The organism is Corynebacterium ciconiae DSM 44920, assembly GCF_030440575.1.
In the GTDB taxonomy this organism is placed as follows: domain Bacteria; phylum Actinomycetota; class Actinomycetes; order Mycobacteriales; family Mycobacteriaceae; genus Corynebacterium; species Corynebacterium ciconiae.
In genome coordinates, this window is the sequence record NZ_CP047189.1 from 618,619 (window position 1) to 634,133 (window position 15,515).

13 protein-coding genes and 2 tRNA genes are annotated in these 15,515 nt (G+C 59.4%); 7 read left to right on the forward strand and 8 right to left on the reverse strand.

The genetic code is table 11. The annotated features are described in order from the left end of the window. Positions 1-7 precede the first annotated feature (7 nt). On the forward strand, positions 8-472 hold the full coding sequence (locus CCICO_RS02680; RefSeq protein ID WP_018018924.1) for a ribose-5-phosphate isomerase: 465 nt from the start codon (positions 8-10) through the stop codon (positions 470-472). Between the two features lie 70 nt (positions 473-542). On the opposite strand, the gene CCICO_RS02685 is transcribed toward CCICO_RS02680, so the two are convergent. Together CCICO_RS02685 and CCICO_RS02690 are read right to left on the reverse strand one after the other, a co-directional pair. Continuing rightward, positions 543-1,358: a hypothetical protein gene (locus CCICO_RS02685; protein WP_018018925.1), complete on the reverse strand. Its 816-nt coding sequence runs from the start codon at positions 1,356-1,358 to the stop codon at positions 543-545. A 159-nt stretch (positions 1,359-1,517) separates the two neighbouring features. Continuing rightward, a complete protein-coding gene (locus CCICO_RS02690; protein WP_083878242.1) occupies positions 1,518-1,730 on the reverse strand; it encodes a helix-turn-helix transcriptional regulator in 213 nt (70 codons plus the stop codon). Between the two features lie 98 nt (positions 1,731-1,828). On the opposite strand from CCICO_RS02690, the gene CCICO_RS02695 reads away from it, so the two are divergent. Continuing rightward, a tRNA-Gly gene (locus tag CCICO_RS02695) sits at positions 1,829-1,900 on the forward strand. A 139-nt stretch (positions 1,901-2,039) separates the two neighbouring features. Here the strand turns inward: CCICO_RS02695 and CCICO_RS02700 are convergent. The 5 genes from CCICO_RS02700 to CCICO_RS02720 all read right to left on the reverse strand — a co-directional run bounded on the left by CCICO_RS02700 (position 2,040) and on the right by CCICO_RS02720 (position 8,868). After that, complete coding sequence (locus tag CCICO_RS02700) at positions 2,040-2,834, reverse strand: MerR family transcriptional regulator (protein WP_018018926.1); 795 nt, start codon at positions 2,832-2,834, stop codon at positions 2,040-2,042. 210 nt (positions 2,835-3,044) lie between these two features. Further along, positions 3,045-4,730: an ABC transporter family substrate-binding protein gene (locus CCICO_RS02705; RefSeq protein WP_026161313.1), complete on the reverse strand. Its 1,686-nt coding sequence runs from the start codon at positions 4,728-4,730 to the stop codon at positions 3,045-3,047. A gap of 65 nt (positions 4,731-4,795) precedes the next feature. Further along, positions 4,796-6,838, reverse strand: a complete 2,043-nt coding sequence (locus CCICO_RS02710) for a dipeptide ABC transporter ATP-binding protein (protein WP_026161314.1) — start codon at positions 6,836-6,838, stop codon at positions 4,796-4,798. Between the two features lie 3 nt (positions 6,839-6,841). After that, complete coding sequence (locus tag CCICO_RS02715) at positions 6,842-7,882, reverse strand: ABC transporter permease (protein WP_018018929.1); 1,041 nt, start codon at positions 7,880-7,882, stop codon at positions 6,842-6,844. 2 nt (positions 7,883-7,884) lie between these two features. Beyond that, positions 7,885-8,868: an ABC transporter permease gene (locus CCICO_RS02720; RefSeq protein ID WP_018018930.1), complete on the reverse strand. Its 984-nt coding sequence runs from the start codon at positions 8,866-8,868 to the stop codon at positions 7,885-7,887. Between the two features lie 945 nt (positions 8,869-9,813). Between CCICO_RS02720 and CCICO_RS02725 the strand changes: the two genes are divergently transcribed. The 4 genes from CCICO_RS02725 to CCICO_RS02740 all read left to right on the forward strand — a co-directional run bounded on the left by CCICO_RS02725 (position 9,814) and on the right by CCICO_RS02740 (position 12,849). After that, positions 9,814-9,887: transfer RNA gene (locus CCICO_RS02725), tRNA-Pro, on the forward strand. A gap of 183 nt (positions 9,888-10,070) precedes the next feature. Further along, the gene (tig, locus tag CCICO_RS02730; protein WP_018018931.1) at positions 10,071-11,426 is read left to right on the forward strand and encodes a trigger factor; all 1,356 of its coding nucleotides are present in this window, start codon (positions 10,071-10,073) and stop codon (positions 11,424-11,426) included. 181 nt (positions 11,427-11,607) lie between these two features. Next, complete coding sequence (locus CCICO_RS02735; RefSeq protein ID WP_018018932.1) at positions 11,608-12,204, forward strand: ATP-dependent Clp protease proteolytic subunit; 597 nt, start codon at positions 11,608-11,610, stop codon at positions 12,202-12,204. A gap of 30 nt (positions 12,205-12,234) precedes the next feature. Continuing rightward, entirely contained in the window at positions 12,235-12,849 is a 615-nt protein-coding gene (locus CCICO_RS02740) for an ATP-dependent Clp protease proteolytic subunit (protein ID WP_018018933.1), read from the forward strand. Between the two features lie 232 nt (positions 12,850-13,081). Here CCICO_RS02740 and CCICO_RS02745 read toward each other — a convergent pair whose 3' ends face one another. Further along, a complete protein-coding gene (locus tag CCICO_RS02745) occupies positions 13,082-13,672 on the reverse strand; it encodes a hypothetical protein (protein WP_018018934.1) in 591 nt (196 codons plus the stop codon). 511 nt (positions 13,673-14,183) lie between these two features. Between CCICO_RS02745 and clpX the strand changes: the two genes are divergently transcribed. Then, on the forward strand, positions 14,184-15,458 hold the full coding sequence (gene clpX / locus CCICO_RS02750) for an ATP-dependent Clp protease ATP-binding subunit ClpX (RefSeq protein ID WP_018018935.1): 1,275 nt from the start codon (positions 14,184-14,186) through the stop codon (positions 15,456-15,458). The last annotated feature ends 57 nt before the right edge of the window (positions 15,459-15,515 follow it).

Genomic DNA, 15,515 nt, shown 5'->3' on the forward strand with positions numbered 1-15,515 from the left:
GAACGCCATGCGCGTTTATCTCGGAGCGGACCACGCTGGGTTCGACATGAAGAATATTATTGCAAGCCACCTCGAGTCTAAGGGGCACGAAGTGATTGACTGCGGTGCTCACACCTACGATGCGGCAGACGATTACCCTGCCTTCTGCATCGAGGCAGCGCAGCGCACCGTCAACGACCCGGGCTCGCTCGGTATCGTACTTGGCGGCTCCGGTAATGGTGAGCAGATCGCTGCAAACAAGGTGCCGGGTGCCCGCTGTGCGCTGGCGTGGTCTGTTGAGACCGCGCGGCTCGCTCGCGAGCATAACAATGCCCAGCTCATCGGCCTCGGTGGCCGTATGCACACCGAGGAAGAAGCACTGTCTATCGTGGATGCTTTCCTAGACCAGGAGTGGTCCCAAGAAGACCGCCACCAGCGTCGCATTGACATTATCGCTGACTTTGAGAAGACCGGCGTGGCCCCCGAAGCCTAAAGCCACAGCACACACCCCCGGACCAGATCGCCGGGGGTGTGTGCGTGTTCAAGGGGTGCGGGCGAGGGGATTAGAAATCGAAGTCGAAGCCGCCGCCATCAAAGAGGCCGCCGTCACCGCCATCGAAGAATCCACCGCCATCGCCGCCGGTGTCTCCCATATCGCCGCTATCACCCATGTCGCCGGTGTCTCCCATATCGCCGGAATCATCCATGCCGCCGAGATCGTCACTGCCGTCGGCGGTGCCGTCCTCGAATTGCTCGGCGCCATAGTGCACCCCCGACATGCCTGAGAACAAGGCGGAGAACATCAACACGGATCCAGCTGTCCACACACCGGTGGCTAGTGCAGGTCCCCACCACGCGGTGGAGTACCAGCCTGCGGGAACGGGGCGCCCCGCAACCGTGCCGCCTGGATAGTAGTGAGGCGTATTCGCGCTCGCCTGCGGCGAAGCAGAGATCGTGTTGCCATCGTGAGTAATGGTGCGCGGTTCCGTCACCTTACCGGCAGCACGCTGACCTTCGAGCGGCGGCAACTCAGGGCCGGCGGGCATGCCCATGATCTCGCGGGCGGCGTTGACATAGTGCAACCCTTCGAGGGCGGACTCACGAGCCATCTGGGCCTGTTTCGGGGTGGCTGCGGTCGAAATTTGCGAGCTCGCAGCGTTATAACGCTCCGAGGCATCCGCGAGTGCTTGAGTGGAGGCGGCATCAGAGCCGGTAAGTGACAACACCTGGGAACCGAGGCGCTCAATCCAGCGGCGTGCATCTGCTACCGCATCGTCCATTGTTGTTTGGTTAAGCCTCTGGTTGTGGCTGTGGGTGTTTCGGCTCAGGATAAACACGGCGAGTCCGATGACGACCGCGATCAACAGCAACGCTGACACGAGAGTATTTCACCTAATCTTTCTGCAGAGAGTTCCTTGCTTAAGGGTTCACTGGAGAAAACGATCGGCGCTACGCAGATGTTCCCGCGGGTGTCCCCGCACGATGGGGCGGTGCGCGCAAGGCGCAGGGGTAGCTGGCCAGACGGTGGAGCTTCTCGGCTAGTTCGGCGTTCCAGTTCGCTCTGCCACCCAGGCCTTAACCACGGTGGAATCCCAAAGTGTGAGGCCATGGAGTTTCGCTACGGGCTTCGGGGCGCGGCCTCTCGTGGCGTAGCTGGTAAAGGTGCCACGTGCCGTGCCCGAGTAGTCCGCACATTCCGACGCGGTCCACAGCTCGTGTCCGCTCTCTTCATCAATGATTGTGGGGCGCATACTCACAGCATACGCACACGGTGCGCACAATGTCTGGTAGCTAAGATTGCTCCATTTTGCTTTAAGGCGCCGTAATGCGATAGCATATCTCAGCACTGGGGAACGTCGTATAGTGGCTAATACCTCAGCCTTCCAAGCTGAAGACGCGGGTTCGATTCCCGTCGTTCCCTCTCATTACAACTCCCGCGGTATCACTCATCGATACCGCGGGAGTTGTGTTCTACGCGGGCCGCCAGCTGCGGGCGCGTCGCCCGTGCCAGCGATAGCCGCCAGGGTTGTTCAGGTGCATAGTGAGTCGATATAGGTGGCCTAGCTCCACTCGACCGAATCGAGATCGATGCCCTGTTGAGTTGCTTGGTGCTCCACGCATAGGCGCAGGAAAGGTGCGGCGCCTCGATAGTAGGAAGCGAAGCGCTCATCAGCCTCGTACATGCGGGTGAGCAATACCTGCTTGGCTAAGGTGCACTCGTAGTAGTGGCCGATGAGTTCCGCATGGCGCTCGACCAGCGCTGCAGCCTCGGGTGAGCTCGGGCTCACCGCCGCTTCTGCTGCGGCCACCAGATCCTTAACAAAGCTGTCCATGCTCTTTTTCATGTGCGCCCAGCCGGCCTCATCCATCTGCTCAGCGGCGTCTTGGCTAGCCGACCAGTCTGGCGTGTGGGACCAGCGCTGCTCCGCCTCATCGTGGTGGCGTTCCCACTCGTGCTTCCATGCTGCGGCGTCCTGCGCTAGGCGGGTAGTGGGATCAGATTGTGAGTGAGACATTGAGTCCTCCTCGGATAGGTAGTTCAGTAGGTTGTCCACCGCGCGCACTCGGGCACGCAGTTGGGCTGCATCGGCGGCGAGGTGGCGTCGTTGCGCGCGCAGAGAAGAACGTATCGCCGAGGGATCGTCCATGATGTCTGCCACCGCCTGCAATGACATGCCAGTGGAACGGAGGATCAGGACCGCCATACCGCGTTGCACATCATCAAGGGTGTAGAGGCGATGATCGGCCCACGTGCGCTGGGTAGGGCACAGTAACCCAATATGGTCCCAATAGCGCAGCGTGCGCGTACTCACCCCCAGGATCTCGGCAACATCGCCGACTGTGAACTCATTCATCTGCAGCTGTCCTTTCTCGATCAGTGCCACTGCACGCCGCTGATGCAAGCGCCACCCATCAGCATCGAGGTTGACGCGGCGTCACACGCAAGCAGAGGCTTATCGACGCCACGAACTTCCCCTAACGCGAATCTCACTTCATAAGAAACAGCGCCGAGCAGCTGGTGCTCGGCGCTGTTATGAACAACGTAGGTTCAGTGACTGGTGGGATTACTCCTCGACCCAGCCGATGTTCTCGATCGGCACGTCACCGAAGGCCATGGGGCCGTAGTTGGCCAGGCCGGTCTTCACGGCGGTCACACCGAGAGCGGTGTTCAGCGGGATGATGCCGTAGAGTGCGAGTGCTTCCTTCTCGAGCTCGTTGCCGCGCTCGATCTGCTCCTCGCGGGTCGGCAGCTGCTGCAGCTCAGTGATCTTCTCATCCAGCTCGGGGGTACCGGTGTTGGAACGGTTCAGCTGAGAATCGGAGCGGTAGGTCTGGCCGAAGTAGGCCACACCGAAGGGATCGCCAGAGCTGAAGCCCATCGGGAAGATGTCGTAGTTCTTGCTCTGCAGAGTCTTGGAGAACTCAGAGCTCGGGCGGACGTCGATAGCGATATCGATGCCGATATCCTTCAGCATCTGCTGGGTTGCCTGAGCAGAGGACTTCACCAGATCGGACTCGCCAACCAGCACGTAGCGCAGCTTCAGCTTCTCGCCATCCTTCTCGCGGATGCCATCAGAGTCTTCTTTCCAGCCGGCTTCGTCCAGGATCTGCTTCGCCTCATCCGGGTGGTAGCCGGCGACAGACTCGAAGTTATCCTCGTAATCTTTCTGGAAGGGGTAGAAGATGAAGGAACCGGGGTTTTCCAGCTTCGCGGGCAGACCCTGGTACCAGATATTTGCGAGCTGCTCGCGGTCGAGACCCTTAGCGAAGGCCTCGCGCACCTTGATGTCCTTCAGGATGTCGGACTCACCGTTCAGCAAGAACAGGGTGTTCTTGGGGGCACGGCCCACGTAGATTTCGGTGTTGGGCAGATCCTTCACGGATGCGTAGTCCGAACGGGAGCCAGCGCCCACGGCGTCGATCTCACCATTCTTGAAGGCGTTGATGGCAGCCTGGGTCTCCATCTGGCGCATCACGCGCTTCTCCAGCTTCGGAGTGTCGCCCCACCACTTCTCGTTACGCACGAAGGTGGCATTGCCGTTTTGGAAGTCAACGTCTTCCACCTTGAAGGGGCCTGCTCCCCACTCGGGGTGCACTTCCTTCAGGTAAGAGTTGTAGTTGTCCGGGTTAGCGAGCTCGGGGTGCGCAATGAAGCCGAACAGACCCTGCCACCACGGATAGGCGCGCTCGAAGGTCACCACAGCTTCCTTGTCGTTCTCGCCCTTTTCCACAGACTCGATTTGCTCGTAGCCATCGCTGGAACTCGGGGTGAACGCCTCGTCCTTGCCGTTATTGATCTTCCAGGTGGTCTCCCACGCGCGCCAGTCGATGGGGGTGCCATCGTTGAAGGTGGCATCCTCGTTGATCTCGTAGGTGAGCTTGGTCTTGCCGTCCTCTTCCTCTTCCTTCACGTCGAGGATGTAGTTGGGATCGGCGGACCACTCGCCATCGGGAGAGTAGTGGGTGGTGATGGGGTTGTACCACGACCACACATTGCTGGTATAGGTCGTGCCATCTGCGTGGAAGGGGTTTTGCTGTTCGGAAATCTCACCGATTGCAGTAGTGAGGGTTCCGCCATCCTTCAGGTTGTCGCGGTCTTGCTCATTGAAGTCGGCATCGGGAACGCCGGAGCCGTCCGCAGCGGAACCCGATCCGGAACCATTGGAGCTATCGTCACCACAGGCAGTGAGTGCCAGCGCGGAGACAGAGAGCACAGCCACCAACTTCTTGGTTGGAGTGTGTAGTTTCATGGTGTCACTCATCTCTCTTGAGGGAATGTGAACTAGGGCAGTATGAAATTATGAGCATCCGAGCACTACCGTATGTGGCATGACTGATAGTGATCGGCGCCGTTTACAGAACGCATATCGGGCACCTGCGATTCGCACACCGAACGCTGGGATTCGTCGAGCTCCTCGTAGAGCGGGCAGCGGGTGCGGAATGGGCAGCCGCTGATCTTCTCCGTGGGGGAGGGCAGATGATCCTTCAGCAACGTCCGCTTCCGATTGCGCTGAGCAGTCGGATCCGGCAACGGAATAGCGGAGAGCAGCGCTTGGGTATACGGGTGGCGCGGGTTATCGAAGAGCTCATCGGTATCGCCCTTTTCCACAAACTCGCCCAGGTACATCACCGCGGCGCGATCGGAAATATGGCGAACCACAGACAGGTCGTGGGCCACAAAGAGATAGCTCACGCCGAGCCTGGCCTTGAGATCATCGAGGAGGTTGAGCATGCCGGCCTGGATGGACACATCCAGAGCGGAGACTGGCTCGTCCAACACGATGAGCTTGGGCTCTGCAGCCAAAGCACGGGCCAAGGAAATGCGCTGGCGCTGACCGCCAGAGAAGTGGCCGGGGAAGCGATCCACGTGAGTGGGATTGAGACCCACCAGCTTCATCAACTCGTAGATGCGCTCGTTCTTATCGCCCTTCCAATCCAAGGCGTCGAGCGGCTCACGAATGATATCGGCCACCGTCAGGCGCGGGTCCAGCGAGCCCATCGGATCCTGGAACACAATTTGGATGTCCCGTCGCAGCAGGCGTCGTTCCTTGCGGCCTAGGGTGGATACATCCTTACCGCTAATCGTCACCTTGCTCGGTTCGCTGGGCTCGAGATCCATGATCTCTAGCAGGGTGGTGGTCTTACCCGAACCGGACTCGCCGACAATGGCGAAGCACTCGCCCTCGCGGATATTGAAGGAGACATCCTTCACCGCGTGCACGTCGCCCACCTTGCGCTTGAGTACCGCGCCCTTGATAAGCGGGAAGGTCTTCTGGAGATTCTGAACGTCGAGCACCGTCTCGCGCTCGTCGCGCGGAATGTGAGCCAGCACGTTCTCCGCGATCTCGGGGGCGGGGAAAATCTCCTTGCCATCGATGGTGCGGTTGTCGATCTCCTCGCTGCGCACACACGCTGCATCGTGATTTACGCCAATGGAGCGCAGCTTCGGCTCGGTGGCCAAGCACTGCTCAGTGGCGATCGGGCAGCGGGGAGCGAAGGTGCATTGATCGGGCAGATTGATCGCGATCGGCGGGTTGCCCTCGATCGAGGTGAGCGAGGAGGAATCACGCTTGGCCGCCGAAGGGATAGATCCCAGCAGGCCCACGGTATAGGGCATCTTCGGATTAGCGAAGAGCTCGTGCACAGGGGCATGCTCCACGGGGCGGCCCGCGTACATCACCATCACGTCATCGGCCATCTCGGCGACCACGCCCATATCGTGGGTGATCATGATGGTGGCCGCGTTGGTCTCCTGCTGCACCTTCTTGATCAACTCGAGAACCTGCGCCTGGATGGTCACGTCGAGCGCAGTGGTGGGCTCGTCGGCAATGAGCACCGAAGGGTTATTCGCAATAGCAATAGCGATCACCACGCGTTGGCGCATACCGCCGGAGAACTCGTGGGGAAAAGCCTTGGCGCGGCGCTTGGGATCGGGGATGCCCACGAGATCGAGCAGTTCCACGGCTCGATCCCAGGCCTTGGATTTAGAGATCTTCTGGTGGCACTGCAGGGCTTCAACGATCTGGGTGCCCACATCGAACACGGGGGTGAGTGCAGAAAGCGGATCCTGGAAGATCATGCCGATCTCCTTGCCGCGGATCTTCGACATCTCGGTATCGCTGAGGCCGAGAAGCTCGCGGTCGCCCAGCATGGCGGAGCCACTGATTTTGGCGTAGCTCGGCAGCAGGCCCATCACCGCAAGGGAGGAGACCGACTTACCCGAGCCGGACTCGCCCACAATGCCGAGGGTTTGACCGGGCTTGAGATCGAAGGACACGCCGCGCACGGCGTCCACGCTTCCCGCCTCGGAGGGGAAAGTGACGTGGAGGTCTTTGACTGAGAGGACTGGCGATGTCATAGGTTATGCCTTTCCTGCTGCGGCGGAGTTGGGATCGAGAGCGTCACGGAGGCCATCGGCAACGAAGGCCATCGACACGGTGAGGAGGGTGAGGACCGCGGCGGGGAAGTAGAACTCCCACGGAGAGACCTGCACGGAGGCGGCACCGGTAGAGAGCAAGGTACCGAGTGAGACGTCGGGCATCTTCACACCGAGGCCCAAGAAGGACAGGCCAGTCTCACTCATCACTGCGCTGACCACACCAAGGGTGAGGTTGATAACCAGCAACGAACCAATATTAGGAACCAGGTGGCGGACCACGATGCGGCCATTGGATACACCCATGTAACGGGCGGCCTTAACGTATTCGCGCTCGCGGACGGAGATCGTCATGGACCAGATCACGCGGGCTGGGAACATCCAGCCGAAGGCGATCAACACGACGATGAGGATCTTCCAGTCACCGCCCGAGCCGGAGACCAGCAGGGCCAAGATGAGGAAGGTGGGAACCACCAGAAGGAAGTGAATCAGACCCAAGATAGCCTTCTCGGGGCGGCCACCCAACAGGGCGGCGGTTGTGCCGATCAGCGCCGACAGAATGGTGGTAGCGGTGGACACAATCACGGCGATCACGAGCGAGCGGCTGAGACCCTGGATCACCATGGCGTACATGTCATTGCCCGAAGCGCTGGTGCCGAACCAGTGATCAGAATTGGGGGCAACACCGAGCGCTGCGAAGTCAGAATAGTCGTAGCTGTATTTCGCGGTCAGCGGGCCGAAGATGGCAAATAGTACGAGGAGGAAGAACACAATCGTGCCCACGACTGCCATCTTGTTGCGCACGAAGCGTCGGGCGTAGAGCTTCACGCGGGAGATTGGCTTGCCTCCGGCGAGGTGATCATGCTCGAGCTGGCTCTGAGCGTCGTGGATCTGATCCTCAGTCACCGAGGCGATAGCGCTCTGCGTCGAGGGAGAGCTTGCAGCGGTGAAATCGTTTGTGGGCAGGGCATTGGCGTTGACATCCTCGGAGTGGTCAGCACCCTTGTTTCGGAATTCTTTGCGCATTGTTAGTTCACCCGCACTCGAGGATCAAGAATGACAACTAGGATGTCGGAGAGAATCGCGCCGATGGCGGTCATGAGCGCTCCGAAGGCGGCCACAGCGACAGTGCCGTGAATGTCGTTAGAGCTCAAAGTCTGAAGGAAGTACCGGCCCATGCCGTTCCACGCGAAGATGGTTTCAGTCATGATGGCGCCGGTGAAAATGCCGGTGATGGAGAACGCCACGGAGGTAGCAACCGGAATAGCCGAGGTGCGCAGCGCGTGCCGGCGAATAGCTTGGTTGCGAGTCATGCCCTTGGCGCGGGCGGTACGCACATAATCGGCGTCGATATTATCCAGCAACATAGAGCGTTGCATGAAGTGGTAGCCCGCATAAGAAATGATCACCAACGAGATCGTGGGAAGGGCGAGGTGCTGAGCGGCGTCGATGGCCTTCGGGATGAATCCTTCTGTACCGATAGATGATGATCCCGTGACGTAGAAGATCGTCTTGCCGGCTTTTTGGTTGATCTTCACCGCAGCCCACACGAAGAAGATCGAGGCGACAACCACGTGGATGTTCATGGTGACGATCGAGAAGAACTGGAAGAACCGGTCGCCCGCCTTGTACTGGCGAGAAGCGGTAAACACACCGATGCTCACGCCGATGACCACGGACAAAATGGTGGCGAGGAGCAGGAGTCGGGCCGAGACCCAAATGCGGTAGGAGATCTCATCATTCACCGAGTCTCCGAGCGGGGATACACCCCAGTTCCAGTGGAACAAGATGTCCGACAGCCATGTCCACCAACGTTCCATTATGGGGTCTTTATCGTTGAGGTTCTTCGGAGAGAGGATGGCGTCGATCCTCTCCTCCGGAATGGCTGGGCGCCTGCCTGCGTAGTTCGACCTAGGGTCGAGGAACGCGGAGGCCAAGAAGAACGTGATGTTGACCGCGACAAAGATCATCGCGAACCAACCGGCGATCTTCTTTAGTAGGTACTTCGCCATGGGGTCGCATCCCTTCATTTTCGCTTCGGTACCGGTCTCGGGCAGCGTCGGGCCGCTGCATTGATGTCCTGGCGACATGGAATCCTGTCGATCGAAACCGGACTAAGGAAAATGCTAGACAGACTGTGACGCTACTTACGAACATATTAGCACAAAAGTGACCAGTGTCACATTGGACGTCTGCTGAGAAAGTTCAGAGTGGAGGGGGTAAATGAATCGCACTAGTTGAGGGGTATGTTCTGAGGTAAAACTCGGCACTGTGGGGTGATGGTGCTGGATGTCTGACGCGATAGCTCGCCGCCCAAAAAAGGTCACTGACGTGCGTCGTGGGTCTTCTCTTCTGTTGCAGCCGCGGCGGCGCTGGGATGAACATTAGGTAACGCTAAGGTGTGTGATTGTCGGCTTGAGATAGCGGTCCATGGGTGTAGCTTCAGGGGTGCTGCGCCCGCCCCTGTGGGGACGGTGGTCGTTGATCTCCCCAGAGTGGGTGTGAACCCGTGCCAAAATTCATGGGATGTCGTTCTTTCTCTGTGAGACAGTCGCGATGCGCCGGGCTGCAGATGTCTTAATGAAATCTCAGGTACTTGGGGGTGCTTTCCGTCTCCGGCGGGAGGGTTAGCGGCGGCTGGGCAGTGTGTAGGGGAGTGTGTCCTCGGCGGCGATGAGTCGTGCAGCTATGAGTGGGGTGGCTCCGCAGGGAATGGAATGCCGACGCGGTGGGGGGATGGGCTCGGCGCTGCTCGCTCAGGCAGCGCTCGCATCCAGGCTTGAGCAGTAGTGGTGAAGTAGTGCTGTGCTGTCGTGTGTATATGGCCGGCGTGTGCAGGGATAAAAGCGTAACTAGCGGGATAAATGTGTGTAGGGGCACCCCATTGTGCGCCGGGTGTCGTTGGTACTTGTAGACTACGTAGCAGCTCGAGAGCATCGGGCTTGAAAAATGCACAACGGGACGTGGCGCAGCTTGGTAGCGCACCTGCTTTGGGAGCAGGGGGTCGCAGGTTCAAATCCTGTCGTCCCGACGAGGGATATCCCGCACGTGCAGTGCGAGATACCCGCGAATAGCGACAATGAGGGCTCGTAGGGGCAATACGCTTCGGTCGGTGGAGCACCAACGTGACACCGCGAGAGAGCGCGTCCGCTACGGGCCCTCTGACATAGCAGATCACCATCGTACGCAGTAAGAAAATTCAGGAGAGTGACTCGTGAAGAGTTCCGTCGAAAAGCTGAACGACACCCGCGTTAAGGTTACGGTTGAGGTTCCCTTCGAGGAACTCTCGTCCGAGTTTGACCAGGCTTATAAGGCCATCGCGCAGCAGGTGCAGATCCCCGGCTTCCGTAAAGGCAAGGCGCCTCGCCAGCTCATCGATGCTCGCTTCGGTCGCGGCCCCGTGATCGAGCAGGTTGTCAATGACATGCTTCCTTCCCGTTATGGCCAGGCCGTCGAAGAGAATGAGCTTGTGGTGCTCGGTCAGCCCGAGATTGACATCACCAAGATCGAGGACGGCGAACTCGTCGAGTTCGTTGCCGAGGTTGATGTTCGCCCTGAGATCACCCTCCCGTCCTTCGAGGACATCTCCGTCGAGGTCCCGCCGCTGAAGGTGGATGACTCCGCCGTGGAGAAGGAGCTCGAAGAGCTTCGCTCCCGCTTCGGCACTCTCAAGACTGTTGAGCGCGCCGCCCAGGATGGCGACTTCGTGAGCATCGACCTCCACGCTGAGGTTGATGGCGAGGTAATCGAGGACTCCAAGACCGAGGGAATGTCGTACAACATCGGCTCCGATGACCTGATCAAGGGCTTGGACGCTGCTCTTACTGGGCTGTCCGCTGGCGAGTCCGCCACCTTCACCTCTGAGCTGCACGTGGGCGAGCATGCCGGTGAAGAGGGTGAGATCACCGTTACTCTCCAGACCGTCAAGGAGCGCGAGCTGCCCGAGGTGGATGACGAATTCGCCATGATGGCCTCCGAGTTCGACACCGTTGAGGAGCTTCGCGAGTCGCTGGAGAAGAAGGTGGAAGAGGATGCCAAGGGCAGCCAGGCCGCCGCTATCCGGGATGAGGTGCTGTCTGCAGCCCTGTCTCAGTCCGAGTTCCCGCTGCCGGAAGGCGTGGTTGAGGAGCAGGTGAAGGCTCAGCGTAACCAGCTGCTGCAGCAGGTCGGTGGCGACGAGAAGATTCTCGACACCCTCCTTGAGGCCCAGGGCACTAGCCGTGAGAAGTTCGATGAGGATGCGCGCAACTCTGCTGAGGACGCCGTGCGCAACCAGCTCTTCCTTGACCGCCTGGCCGAGGAGCTCGAGCCGGAGGTCACCGAGCAGGAGATGTCCGATCACATCATGTTCACCGCGCAGCGCTACGGTATGGAGCCGGCCCAGTTCTTCGGGCAGCTGCAGCAGTCCGGCCAGCTTGGCGCTCTCTTCGCTGATGTGCGCCGCGGCAAGGCTCTCGCCGAGGCTATCTGCAAGGTGAGCGTCAAGGACACCGACGGCAACGAGGTGGACCCGGCCCAGTACTTCGGCGATGAGGAGCCGGAGAACGAGTCGGAGACCGACTCCGAGTAGGCATTAGTACAGCCTTGAGGCAGTGCCGCACCGCAATAGGTGTGGTGCTGCCTTTCGCTTTTGCCGCCGCGCACCACTAGTGCTGAGGGCACCCCTAAGCTGTGAGCGAACAAAGCTGACTCGGCGCGGCCCGCGGCGGTAGCCTGAAGTGACGAGATATTGGGATTTCAAAGGAGACAACATGACCAGCCCACACATGACCAATGCAGCCGCAGGACTCAACCTGAGCGATTCTGTGTTTGAGCGCCTCCTCCGCGAGCGCATCATTTTCCTCGGTAGCCAGGTGGATGATGAGATCGCGAACAAGCTGTGCGCCCAGATTCTGCTCCTCTCGGCGGAAGACCCCAACCGCGACATTTCGCTCTATATCAATAGCCCCGGTGGGTCCGTGACCGCCGGCATGGCTATTTTCGACACCATGAAGTATGCCCCCTGCGATGTCGCCACCTATGGTATGGGGCTAGCGGCATCGATGGGCCAGTTCCTGCTGTCGGCCGGTACCAAGGGTAAGCGCTTCGCTCTGCCGCATGCGCGCATCATGATGCACCAGCCCTCCGCTGGTGTGGGAGGTACCGCAGCGGATATCGCCATCCAGGCAGAGCAGTTCGCCTACACCAAGAAGGAAATGGCCGAACTGATCGCCGAGCACACAGGGCAGCCCGTGGAGCAGATTGTGAAAGACTCCGACCGTGACCGCTGGTTCACCGCCCAGCAGGCCAAGGACTACGGTTTCGTGGATCACGTGATCGAGTCCGCCAAGGGCGCTATTAATAACTAACCCACCACCACGAATAAGGAGTTTTTCACTATGCAGATGCCTCAGTCTCGCTACATCCTGCCTTCTTTCTTGGAGCAGTCCGCTTATGGCACCAAGGAGTCGAATCCCTACAACAAGCTCTTTGAAGAGCGCATTATCTTCCTTGGTGCTCAGGTGGATGACACCTCGGCTAATGACATCATGGCGCAGCTTCTGGTGCTGGAATCCCAAGACCCGGATCGTGACATCACGATGTACATCAACAGCCCCGGTGGCTCCTTCACCTCGCTGATGGCTATTTATGACACCATGCAGTACGTCCGTCCGGATGTCTCTACCGTGTGCCTGGGCCAGGCTGCGTCCGCTGCTGCGGTGCTGCTCGCAGCCGGTGCTCCCGGTAAGCGTGCCGCGCTGCCGAATGCTCGCGTGCTCATTCACCAGCCCGCCACCCAGGGCATCCAAGGCCAGGTGTCGGATCTGGAGATCCAGGCCGCCGAGATCGAGCGCATGCGTACCCTGATGGAAGAAACACTGGCACGTCACACCGGCCAGAGCGCAGAGCAGATTCGAATCGATACCGACCGCGATAAGATCCTCACCGCCGAAGCCGCTAAGGACTACGGCATCGTGGATCAGGTTTTCGACTACCGCAAGCTCAACGGCTAAGGATAGCCTCCCGCCGCATCGCTGCGGCTCTCCCGCCTCCTTGGGTATCTGCCCCTTAGGGGCCCGCCAAGGGGGCGGTTGTATTAGTTGCTAGCCGCGATGGCACGCAGAAAAACACCGCTTCCCTTCTCGCATGAGGAGAAGGGAAGCGGTGTATGCATGATCCTCTTCCGAGCGCTAGTTAACAAGCGCCAGACAGGGGAGATGCAGCAGCCTTATAGCTGAAACAGCCTTAGCTGAAGGACTCCACGAAGCCGCCCTCTTCGTTGGGCATGATGTGGATGGTCTTGCCGGTGAAGGTCTGCTCCCAGCCGCCGTCGACCTCGCGCTCAGCCTCGGTGGGCACGCCGATCTCGGAATCCAGGCCGCCCTCGTTCTGCCAGACCTTCCACATGCCGCCGATGACGGGGAAGGTGCCCTCGTCGCTCTTAACGAATGCAGCGTTCTCGTACTCGGCGACGGTCACGCCGTCCTTCTCGTAAGCGGAGACGAAAGCGCCAGCGTTCTCGCCGTACATGTCGTAGGACTCAGCGGCCTCGGTGATCTCGGCCGGCAGGTCAGCCTCGGCGACGTCCTTGGAATCCATGGCGTTCTTGGCGTCGTCCACGGTGTCCTCGGCCTTGTCCTTGGCGTCACCGGCGGCGTCCTCAGCCTTGTCCTTGGCGTCGCCAGCGGCGTCGGTAGCCTCGGATGCGGCGGAGCTCACGGAATCGGTGGCATCGGAAATGGTGTCAGAAGCATCGTCGGTAGAGCAGGCAGCCAGACCGATGAGAAGGGTGGAACCGGCGATAGCGGTAACGGCGCGCAGGGTGTTCTTACGCATTATTAAACTCCTTAAAAATATAGGTTTGTCGAGAAAATGGGCCTGTCCAGCGCAGATGAGCCGTGCAGCAGGCCTTCTGCACCAACTGTAGCGGCCGTAGGACCAATATCAAATTAAGACGAAGGATGTTATAAATATGTGATAATAATGGGACTATTTAGCGATGAACGCACCTTAGAATGGCCTTTATGTGCACATATCTTCATTACTAAGTGGTTGAGCGCACATTAAACAAAGGCTTGCGTTTCTTAACTTCTTAAAGCATTCTCAGGCGCCGGTAGAAGGCTTCTCGCGGGCTATGGGCACGGGGTGGAGGGGGATCCTGGCCCATCGACGTCTCTTCGCAACACGGTTGCGCACCCGCGGGAATAGATAGGTGTGCGCGGTGGTTGAAGCACAAGGCGCTCGGCGCCGCCTTAGGCCTCTTCGGGGCATGGAGGCGCTAGAGTGGAGGGGCGCACATGGCTCCAGCCGCACAACAACGAGATGCAAATGAGGGTTTTTCCAGCTTATGGCACATATGCAAGAGACTGCTGACCTGTTGAAGTGCTCTTTCTGCGGAAAGAGTCAGAAGCAGGTGAAAAAGCTCATTGCGGGTGGGGGAGTCTACATCTGTGATGAGTGCATCGAGCTGTGTAACGAGATCATCGAGGAGGAGCTCAACACCGCCGCTAAGGAGGAGACTCAGGAGAGTCGCCTGCCGCGGCCCCGCGAGATCGCGGAATTCCTCGATGAGTACGTGATCGGCCAAGACGAGGCCAAGCGGGTGCTCGCGGTGGCGGTGTATAACCACTACAAGCGCATGCGCCAGGCTGGTGCCAACTTCGGCTTGGATGAGGACGAGGTGGAGATTGCTAAGTCCAACATCTTGATGCTGGGTCCGACGGGCTCGGGCAAGACCTACTTGGCTCAAACCTTGGCTCGGTTGCTTAACGTGCCCTTCGCTATCGCCGACGCTACCTCTCTTACGGAGGCTGGCTACGTGGGCGAGGACGTGGAAAACATTTTGCTCAAGCTGCTCCAGGCGGCCGAGTTCGACGTGGAGCGGGCACAGACCGGCATTATCTATATTGACGAGATCGATAAGATCTCTCGGAAGTCCGAGAACCCGTCCATTACCCGTGACGTCTCCGGTGAGGGTGTGCAGCAGGCGCTGCTGAAGATCCTTGAGGGCACTGTGGCTGCAATTCCGCCCCAGGGTGGGAGGAAGCACCCGAATCAAGAGTTCATCCAGCTCGATACCTCGAATATCCTCTTCATCGTGGCCGGCGCCTTCTCGGGGCTGGAACAGGTGATCGAGGAGCGCCGTGGAAAGAAGGGCTTGGGCTTTGGCGCCGAGGTGCGCTCTCTTAAGCCGGATACGTCCAAGAATATCTTCACCGAGGTGCGTCCCGAGGATCTCGTGAAGTTCGGTCTCATCCCGGAGTTTATTGGCCGCCTACCTGTGGTGGCCTCTGTGGCCAACCTGGACCGTGAGGCCCTGGTTAAGGTGTTGACCGAACCGCGTAATGCCCTGGTCAAGCAGTATCAGCGCCTCTTCGAGATGGACGGGGTTAATCTGCAGTTTAGCGAGGAGGCCTTGGATTCCATCGCTGATCAGGCGCTCGAGCGTAAGACGGGTGCCCGTGGTCTCCGAGCAATCATGGAGGAGATCCTGGTGCCGATCATGTACTCGGTGCCCGACCGGGAGGACGTCTCCACCGTCACGATCACGGGCGCGGTTGCCCGCGGCGAGGGCGATCCCGAGTACTCAGCTGAAGGTGACGGCGCAGAAAAAACCGCCTAACAATGGCTGCGCCTAGCTATGTTGGGCGCATAAAGAAACGACACAAGGCCAGCTCCT